General features: G+C 35.4%; 7 protein-coding genes and 1 pseudogene. 6 read left to right on the forward strand and 2 right to left on the reverse strand.

Annotated elements, in window-relative coordinates; all coding sequences use genetic code 11:
* Positions 1-94 precede the first annotated feature (94 nt).
* Together BW926_RS13765 and BW926_RS13770 are read right to left on the reverse strand one after the other, a co-directional pair.
* Positions 95-1,117, reverse strand: a pseudogene (locus tag BW926_RS13765) (acetyl-CoA C-acyltransferase); the annotation flags it as partial.
* 10 nt (positions 1,118-1,127) lie between these two features.
* Positions 1,128-1,733, reverse strand: coding sequence for a TetR/AcrR family transcriptional regulator (locus BW926_RS13770; RefSeq protein ID WP_076447904.1), 606 nt, complete (start codon positions 1,731-1,733; stop codon positions 1,128-1,130).
* A gap of 462 nt (positions 1,734-2,195) precedes the next feature.
* Here BW926_RS13770 and BW926_RS13775 point away from each other — a divergent pair, with 462 nt between their 5' ends.
* The 6 genes from BW926_RS13775 to BW926_RS13800 all read left to right on the forward strand — a co-directional run bounded on the left by BW926_RS13775 (position 2,196) and on the right by BW926_RS13800 (position 8,413).
* The gene (locus BW926_RS13775) at positions 2,196-3,491 is read left to right on the forward strand and encodes a phage integrase SAM-like domain-containing protein (protein ID WP_076447905.1); all 1,296 of its coding nucleotides are present in this window, start codon (positions 2,196-2,198) and stop codon (positions 3,489-3,491) included.
* 345 nt (positions 3,492-3,836) lie between these two features.
* The gene (locus BW926_RS13780; RefSeq protein WP_143756558.1) at positions 3,837-4,640 is read left to right on the forward strand and encodes a hypothetical protein; all 804 of its coding nucleotides are present in this window, start codon (positions 3,837-3,839) and stop codon (positions 4,638-4,640) included.
* A 149-nt stretch (positions 4,641-4,789) separates the two neighbouring features.
* Positions 4,790-5,074 (forward strand): helix-turn-helix domain-containing protein, encoded by a 285-nt coding sequence (locus BW926_RS13785; protein WP_076447909.1) that lies wholly within the window; start codon positions 4,790-4,792, stop codon positions 5,072-5,074.
* Positions 5,075-5,094: 20 nt separating this feature from the next.
* Complete coding sequence (locus BW926_RS13790; RefSeq protein WP_083672340.1) at positions 5,095-6,183, forward strand: AAA family ATPase; 1,089 nt, start codon at positions 5,095-5,097, stop codon at positions 6,181-6,183.
* A complete protein-coding gene (locus BW926_RS14590) occupies positions 6,176-7,687 on the forward strand; it encodes a DUF6965 family protein (protein WP_076447910.1) in 1,512 nt (503 codons plus the stop codon). The genes BW926_RS13790 and BW926_RS14590 overlap by 8 nt, the downstream gene beginning before the upstream one ends.
* Positions 7,688-7,693: 6 nt before the next feature.
* Entirely contained in the window at positions 7,694-8,413 is a 720-nt protein-coding gene (locus tag BW926_RS13800; RefSeq protein ID WP_076447912.1) for a hypothetical protein, read from the forward strand.
* The last annotated feature ends 171 nt before the right edge of the window (positions 8,414-8,584 follow it).

Raw genomic sequence — 8,584 nt, forward strand, 5'->3', positions numbered from 1 at the left:
TACTGATGAGTTCCAGATTATTAGTTTTTTAAATTGCAATCCAAAATTGCTAATTTTCTTGGAACTTTTTTGTCTAAATAAGTTTAAACAACTTCGTAGCTAAAACCTGTGCTGCAAAAGCTTCATGGATTTCATAATAATCGAAATCTTCCAAATTCATTCCTGCTTTTTTCAACATTCTTTCGGCTGCAAAAACGGGAGCAAGTAGTAAGTTTTGTTTGTTTTCAACATATTCAATTCCTGCAATTTCAGAGAAAGTGATATATGCCAAAATCGATAAATTGTTCGCTTTTGCCCATTCTTCACTTGCTAATAAAACTGCAGATGCTCCATCTGTAAATGGGGTTGAGTTTCCTGCTGTTAATGTTCCGCTTTGCTTATCGAAAGCGGGTTTTAAAGTCGCTAATTTTTCTAAACTTGTATCACGACGAAGATTATTGTCTTTATCTAAACCATAAGCCGGAGTAATCATATCCTCAAAAAATCCTTCATCATACGCTTTTGCCATATTTTGATGACTTTTAAAAGCTAATTCATCCTGATCTTCACGAGAAATGTTGTAATATTTTGCTGTAATTTCCGTGTGACCGCCCATTACCAAACCTGTTTTCGGTTCCTGACCTTTGTAAGGAATCGGCATCCAGTCTTTCAACTTCGGACTCAATAATTGTTTGATTTTTCCAAAGACAGATTTCTCTTTATTTGCTTTTAGTAATGCTTTTCTTAATCTAGGTGAAGATTCAAAAGGAATATTACTCATAGCTTCAACACCACACGCAATTCCACTTTCAATTTGTCCTAAAGCAATTTTATTTCCGATATAAACAGCTGCTTCAATTCCTGTATCACAAGCCTGTTGTAAATCACAAGCGGGAGTTGCGGGATCAAGAGAGGTATTCATAACAGTTTCCCGGATGAGGTTGCTTTCAGAAATATGTTTGATTGTCGCACCTCCGGCAACTTCACCAAGAAGTTTTCCTTTGAGGTTGTAACGTTCGATCAAGCCATTCAGAGCGGGGAGGAGTAAATCCTGATTTCCTTTGTCTGTGTAAGCTGTATTCATTCTGGCAAACGGAATTCTATTGTATCCTACAATTGCCACTTTTTTTGTTTCCATAGCGTGAAGTTTATGATGGAAGTATGTTTAATTCATTGTCAATCATGTGGATGATTTTGTCTAAAGCAAGGTTTAAAAATTTCTCATCTCCCGTTGTTTTGGATAATAAAATTCCGCCTTCGAGAAGCATTATGAAAATGGATGCGTATTCCTCTGCATTAGCTTTTTCATTTAAATCTCCATTTTTCTGACCTTGAATAATAACCGCTGAAATTTTTCCTGACCAGTCTTCAAAAGATTTTTTAACCTGATTTTTAAGGGTTGGAAAAATATCGTCAGATTCTGTCGCTGCGTTCATTAACGGACAGCCACCGTTCGAAAAAACCGAACGCCAGTTTTTTCTGTAAAAATCTACAAATGCATGAAGCTTATCCATTGTTGTCGGAAATTCATCGCCAAAGGATCTAGACATGCTTTTACTCAGCATTCCTGAGTTGTATTTGTAAACTTCAATCGCCAATTCATCTTTGTTGGCGAAGTTTCCGTAGATGCTTCCTTTCGTCAAATTTGTTGCCTGTGCAATGTCCGACAAAGTCGTGGAAAGATAACCTTTGGTGTTAAACAAAGATGCCGTTTTCTCGATAATGAATTGTTTTGTCTTTTCTGCTTTTGACATTTTCAACTGATTATAATGCAAATATACAAAAATATACCAATCGGTATATTTTATTTTGCGATTAACGATTATCTGTTTGATCTATTGAATTAAACCATTAAGATTTTATTTAAGAAGTTCAGATTAATTAAGTTGAATCTTTGATTTTTTAAGTTTTGGCTAAAGCCAATTTGACGGTTTTGAATGAAAAAACGGGCTAAAGCCCGTTCCTATTGATGGAATGCCCATCATTAATTTATCTATTTAGTTTGTCATTCCGTAGGTACTACAAATATGCAATGTGCTACTTTCTTTATTCTCTCTGAAAATGCAGTGAAATATTTGTATACAATCTATTCATGGTGTTTTTGTAAGTAATCTTCATTGCAATAGATTTTATCTCATTTCATAAATAGGCGAAAATATTGACACAAATTTTGACACACTGTTTAGTTTGAATATCTTTGTTTTTAAATATTCAATATGGCAACAGTAAAATACTATCTGCGTAGCAAAACAAAAGGCAGTACAATCCAAATTCAGTTATCAATATCGAAAGATCTTAAAATGCGAAATTCTACAGGCTTGCAGATTGATTATTCGGATTGGAGCGATAAAACCTCTCTTCCCAAACAAAACAATCCCCACAATAAAAATCTGAGTGCAGAGCTTGTTGATTTAAAGAAATTTGTATTGGAAGCCTATAATCAGGATTTTACCAGTGGTATATTGTTTGATTCGCATTGGCTTAAAAATAAGATCAGTCTTTTTTTTGAGAGAATAGATGTAAAAACCAGCGATGACATTGTGGTTAATTACATGAAAAACTTTAACGATCTTCGGGCGCTTGCAAAGACGAAAAAGACTACCGATCACCAATACCTCATGCTGGAGGATAAATTTTCAAGATTTCAGAATGTTCAGAAAAAGAATTATATATTTGCTGAGGTTGACAAACGAATAATGCTTGAATTTAAGAATTGGCTTATGGTAAAAGACAAGCTAATGGAATCTACGGCTAACAGAACCTTAAAAAACCTGAAAACAGTATTGCTGGATGCCAGAGCAAACGGCAAGCTGCTTCACCCTCAGGTTGATCAGTTTACCATTGAGAGCGTGACCTCTATAAAAGTGTTTTTAAACTTTGAGGAACTTTCAAAGATCAAAAACGCAAATATAATAGGGGAAGACCTGCTTCATGCCCGTGACTGGCTTTTGATTGGCTGCTATACAGGACAGCGTGTGAGTGATTTATTGGAGATGAATCAAACAAAAATTTTCACTAAAACAGATTCTCAGGGGGAGAGTTATCGTTTTATAGACCTTGTCCAGCGTAAGACAGGTAAAAATGTAAGCATACCGATCCACGATGAGGTTGAGCAAATCCTTATAAAATACGGGGATCATTTTCCCCCATTATTCAGGGGTGCAAATTTAAATAGTAATGCAACCCGTTTCAATAGCCTTATTAAGAAAGTCTGCGAACTTTCCGGGATTAACCAAATCTTAAAAGGCAGGATCTATAATGAAAATCTCAAACGCAATGAAATAGTAGAGACAGAAAAATATAATCTGGTAAGTACCCATATTTGCAGAAGAAGTTTTGCTACCAATTTCTATGGAGACAAGAGATTCACCACGCCACAGGTCATGGCTATAACAGGACATAAAACAGAAACCACCTTTTTACAGTATATTGGTAAAACCTCATCAGACCACGCCTTGAATACCGCAAGAACTTTTAAGGAACTATCGGAACTGAAGATCAAAAATTCGTGATTAAATAATGTACTACTTTTTAAACAAATTCAATAGTGCAAATTAATGAAGGGCAGATGATTAAAGTAATTTTGCGTTTTCAATATCGCTTTATTTTTATCGAACAATAGTGATTATAATTACAAAGTATGTTGCAATTTATTGCAATGAGCGGTATTTTTGTCAAAATATACTATGGAGCTACCTATTTATTATACTTTTTCAGAATTTAAGCAGAATTATAACAAAATTTTTCAAAACTGGAAAAAAGCCTATTCAGAAGGGGATGAAGAAGATTTTATAAAGCAATACAAAGAAAAATACCATTCTTGTGTTCAATATGATGACCGTTTAAATAAGGTCTATATGTATGATTATATAGATATAAGAAAAAAAATAATTAAGAAAGTGTTTATGACAACATTTCAGGAAACAAAGGTTAGAGAAAGATCTGTATTAGAAAATTATGAACGTTTTTCGATCAATTTTCATGAATTTGCAGAAATACTTCAAAAAAGAATAGAGGATTATATTGACCGAAAGAAAATATTGATAGAAGATATTGATGATTACTCCCATTATGTTGACAATGTAGAAATGTTTGAAGATCCGTATATTGCTGCTGATATTTTTAAAAAAGAAACCCCTGATCCCTATTTGATAGAATATTATCAATATTATAACATTAAAGACTTTTTTGAAGTCAAAGAAATTGTTTCTTCTGAAGGCATTCGTTATATCATTTCCTTTAATGAGATTACATACAAAAATTTTGAATATTCAATACCCAAGATTTTTAAGTTCTTAAAAGATAAAATTTATAAAAAGAGTCTAAAGCCGAAAGATAAAAAGGAAGAGCATATAATTCCCGCAATTCCCGCACCCCTTCCAGAGCCTAAAAATAATAAAATACGAATCCACGGAAGTACTCAGCTCTTTGGATATATTTTCTCAGAACTGATACGCAAAGGTTATATTGCTCCTGAAAAAAAACAGGGTAATGTTAATGTCGCAGCTACTGCCAGGCTCATATTGGATCATTTTGAGTTTTTAGATACCGAAAAACAGCCTGAGGTAGATTATTTGCGAAAAGCTTTATTTGAGCAGAATTCTCTTTCATCTGAAAAACAGAATCAGTTTACAATACCACCTTTCAACAGAGTTAAGTAGTTTATTTTCTCATTTAATTAGTTTTCAAATGTAATGTACAGATATTAAGCGATTTGTGTATTTTTTTTGGATAATCCGGATATAACACCGGATAACACTTGCATGTTGCAATGTTTCAATTTTGTACTCGTTAATAAAAGCAATTTTATATGAGTGCAATTCAATTTATTGGAACTACGCCTTCCGATCTGATCCAAGAGATTAAAAAAGAAATCATTCCCGAACTTAAAGCTGAGCTCTCCAAAGAGTTCCAGCCCAAAGAACCGACAGAATACCTTACCCGTCAGGAAGTCTGCGAAATGCTTCACATTGACCTCAGCAGCTTACATCGTTGGCGCAAGGAAGGTAAACTCATTGCCTACGGACTGGGAAATAGGGTTTATTTCAAAAGAAATGAGATTGACGAGCTGATTAATCAAAACAGATTGAAGTAAACCAATTCAATACAGATATTATGAAATTAAATCCTGTATTTGATGACCTCAACGATCCTTTGGAACAGCCCGAAGTTTGGATTAACCATATTGAGGAACTGGAGCAGAAACGAAAAGAAGCAGAACAGAACAAAGGGTTATTCAAAGTAAAGACCGCCAACGAATGGCTGGAGCTTGCGAAAACAAGCCCTATACCAGAAATGCTATTTGGTGAATTTTGGCACGAAGGTGAAATAAGTATTCTGTTTTCAGACAGCAATTTAGGAAAGTCCATTTTGTCCGTACAGATTGCAGACAGCCTAAGTAAGGGGCAACAGATACCGGGCTTTAAACTGGAAGCAAAGAAACAGCCTGTTTTATACTTTGATTTTGAACTTTCAGCCAAACAATTTGAGGTGAGGTATTCAATAAAGAACGAAGCTAAAAAAGTATTTGAACAGCATTACAGCTTTGATGACAATTTCAAAAGAATTGAAATAAACCCCGATGCCGAAATCCCCACAAAAAGTACCTTTGAAAATTACCTTAATCAGTCATTGGAACAAAGTATAATTGAAACAGGGGCTAAAATTTTAATCATTGACAATATTACATACCTCAAAAACGAAACAGAACAGGCAAAGCACGCCTTACCATTGATGAGGTATTTAAAAGACTTGAAAAGTAAATACGGACTTTCAATATTAGCTCTTGCACACACACCCAAACGTGATTTAAGCCGACCCATTACACAAAATGATTTAGGCGGCAGTAAAATGCTTTACAACTTTATTGACAGTTGTTTCGCTATTGGGCAAAGTAACACGGATAAAAGTTTACGGTACATAAAGCAGATTAAAGCCCGAAATACAGCAATGATTTACGATACTGAAAACGTAATAGTTTGTCAGATTGATAAGGCGTACAATTTCCTTGCATTTGAATTTATTGATTTTGGAGCAGAACGGGAGCACCTGAAACAGTTAACCGAAAAAGACCACGAAAGCAAAATTTCGGAAGCGTTGGAATTGAAAAAACAAGGACTATCAAACGTACAAATTGCCAAACAGTTTGGAGTTTCGGAGGGTGCGGTACGTAAATGGATTAAAAAAGACTCTGAAAATGAATAACTTACAAAACAACCTCGTACCATTCGTACCCCTCGTACCCTGTACGAATGGTACGAATAGTACGAGGGGTACGAACAGTACGAACGAATACCGATTCATTTTAGAAAAAGGCAGTAAAAAACACCATTGCCCGGGATGTAGTAAAAAACGGTTTGTTCGTTTTGTTGATACCACCACAGGCGAATATTTACCCGAACAGTACGGACGTTGCGACAAGGGGGACGGACATTATTTTGTAGACCCTTATTCAGACGGCTACGCAAAAGCAATACAAGAACAGCAAAGGGATAACTGCTTGGAGTTACAAAGCAACTGGAAGCCACAGCGAAAAAAAGTAACACCACAGCCCAGACCTGAACCCGTATTTTTTGACTTTGAAACATTCAGACAAACATTACAGCCCGAACGATATGAAAAGAACACGTTTATACAGAACCTATTTTACAGAGTACGATTCCCCTTTGAAGTTGATGAGGTTACAAAGGTTATTCAGTTGTACCGATTGGGTACGGTTGCAAGTGGTTACCGGGCAGGGGCAAATACTTTTCCTTTTATTGACATCAACCAAAATGTAAGAGCCATTCAGGTAAAACAGTTCAATGAGCAGAACCACACCACAGGCACAGACTTTTTACATTCCGTCATTGAAAAGCACTACGCCCGGAATAATAAGCCGCTACCTGAATGGTTGGAAGCCTACACAAAGCAGGATAAAGTAATTTCCTGTTTGTTTGGTGAACATCTTTTAAGTAAATTTCAAAGTAACCCCGTTGCATTAGTTGAAGCCCCAAAGACAGCCATTTACGGTACGTTGTATTTTGGTTTCCCTGAAACACCTGAAAGCCTTATTTGGTTGGCCGTTTACAATAAAAGCAGTTTCTCTTTTGACAAGCTGAAAGTATTAAAGGGGCGTTTTGTGTATGTATTTCCCGACCTCTCAAAAGACGGCAGCACCTTCAGAGAATGGGAATCCAAAGCCAAAGAATATGAAAGCCGTTTATCCGGTACACGGTTTATATTATCGGACTTACTGGAGCAGTTAGCACCTGAACCGGATAAAAGCAAAGGAAAAGACCTTGCTGACTATTTAATCAACCGGGATTGGCGACTATTCAGAAAACGGAATATTCAGGAACAACCACCAAAGCCCGAACCTGAAAAAGTTACTGGAGTTACTAAAGTTACCCATCAACAGAAGAGTTTGCTTTTACACGTTGCACCATTGCCAAAAGTTGAAGCGGGCAAAACCGGACAAATTAAGCGCCTTATAAAGGAAAATCCCAAAAACTGGAGCAGTGATATTGTAGAACTTGAAAACTACTTTGCAGGTATTAAGCTACCTACCCTTCCCGTAAAGCTGAACAGTTGCAGCACAATAACAGATTGTTCCCTATTTGTAGAAAGCCACTTTGCTGTCATAAAAGCAAACAACGGAAACCAAACATATTTACCCTACCTGAAGCGATTACAGGAATTAAAACAATTATTAAATGCAGTTAAATAAATCATTATGAAAGGAGATAGAAAATCCATTATAGAAAACAGCAAAAGTTTACAGAAGTTTACAGAATCTGAAAATAAAATTAATTCCATTCTTTCTTTAAAGAAGATCACCAACGATGATTTGGAAATATTAACAAAATCAGAATATTTGAAGCTCTTCGAAGTCTTGACAAAAAAAATGAATGAACTCAAAGGAGAAGACATGGACGAGTTCATAGAAAAAATAGTCGAGGTAATGTCCTCTGAATCTAAAAATCAGATTTGGGAATACAACCATAATTTAATTATTTCAGAAATTCACGCTTTTATCAATACATATGAGCGTATGCCTTCAAAAACAGAACTGGCGAATAAGACACAGCTCAGCAGACAAACTGTTCATAAACATTTGAAAGACTATAAAAGCAGCCCTTATTATACTGAATTTCAGGAGCAGTTTACTTTTATGCAGTCTCAGGTTATGGCTACGATATTACGGTATGCGGTCAATGGAGATATGAAAGCAGCCAAGCTGTATTTGGAAGGTATCGGAGTTTTGAAAAATCCCTCATCAGCAAATAATAGTAATCCGGTACATAACAATACCCTGATCCAGAACCAAAATAATTACATTCAGATTGGTGGAACAGTTTTAAATCAGAAGCTTATACAAAACCTCAACCCTGAACAGATTAGTACGATTGAAGGAATTTTAAAAACTATTGTAATAAAAGATGATAGCCGATAATTACATAACAGGGATAAGGTGGCGTAAAAACTTTTTAGAAAAAATATACCCGTTGTGCATTATGAATAAAAAGGAAAAAGTTGTTCATTTGATTGAAAATCAGTAAATTGTTTTTACCACAAAACATTTACAATGAACAACTTAGGTGCAAATTACGAAAGAATTTTGGAA

Origin of the sequence: Chryseobacterium sp. RU37D (assembly GCF_900156075.1) — a bacterium.
Classification (GTDB): domain Bacteria; phylum Bacteroidota; class Bacteroidia; order Flavobacteriales; family Weeksellaceae; genus Chryseobacterium.

Bases quoted from the DNA above. Each gene is read 5' to 3' on its own strand.
- BW926_RS13800 (WP_076447912.1), top strand. From the start codon at position 7,694: ATGAAAGGAGATAGAAAATCCATTATAGAAAACAGCAAAAGTTTACAG.
- BW926_RS13770 (WP_076447904.1), bottom strand. From the start codon at position 1,733: ATGTCAAAAGCAGAAAAGACAAAACAATTCATTATCGAGAAAACGGCA.
- BW926_RS13785 (WP_076447909.1), top strand. From the start codon at position 4,790: ATGAGTGCAATTCAATTTATTGGAACTACGCCTTCCGATCTGATCCAA.
- BW926_RS13780 (WP_143756558.1), top strand. From the start codon at position 3,837: ATGTATGATTATATAGATATAAGAAAAAAAATAATTAAGAAAGTGTTT.
- BW926_RS14590 (WP_076447910.1), top strand. From the start codon at position 6,176: ATGAATAACTTACAAAACAACCTCGTACCATTCGTACCCCTCGTACCC.
- BW926_RS13775 (WP_076447905.1), top strand. From the start codon at position 2,196: ATGGCAACAGTAAAATACTATCTGCGTAGCAAAACAAAAGGCAGTACA.
- BW926_RS13790 (WP_083672340.1), top strand. From the start codon at position 5,095: ATGAAATTAAATCCTGTATTTGATGACCTCAACGATCCTTTGGAACAG.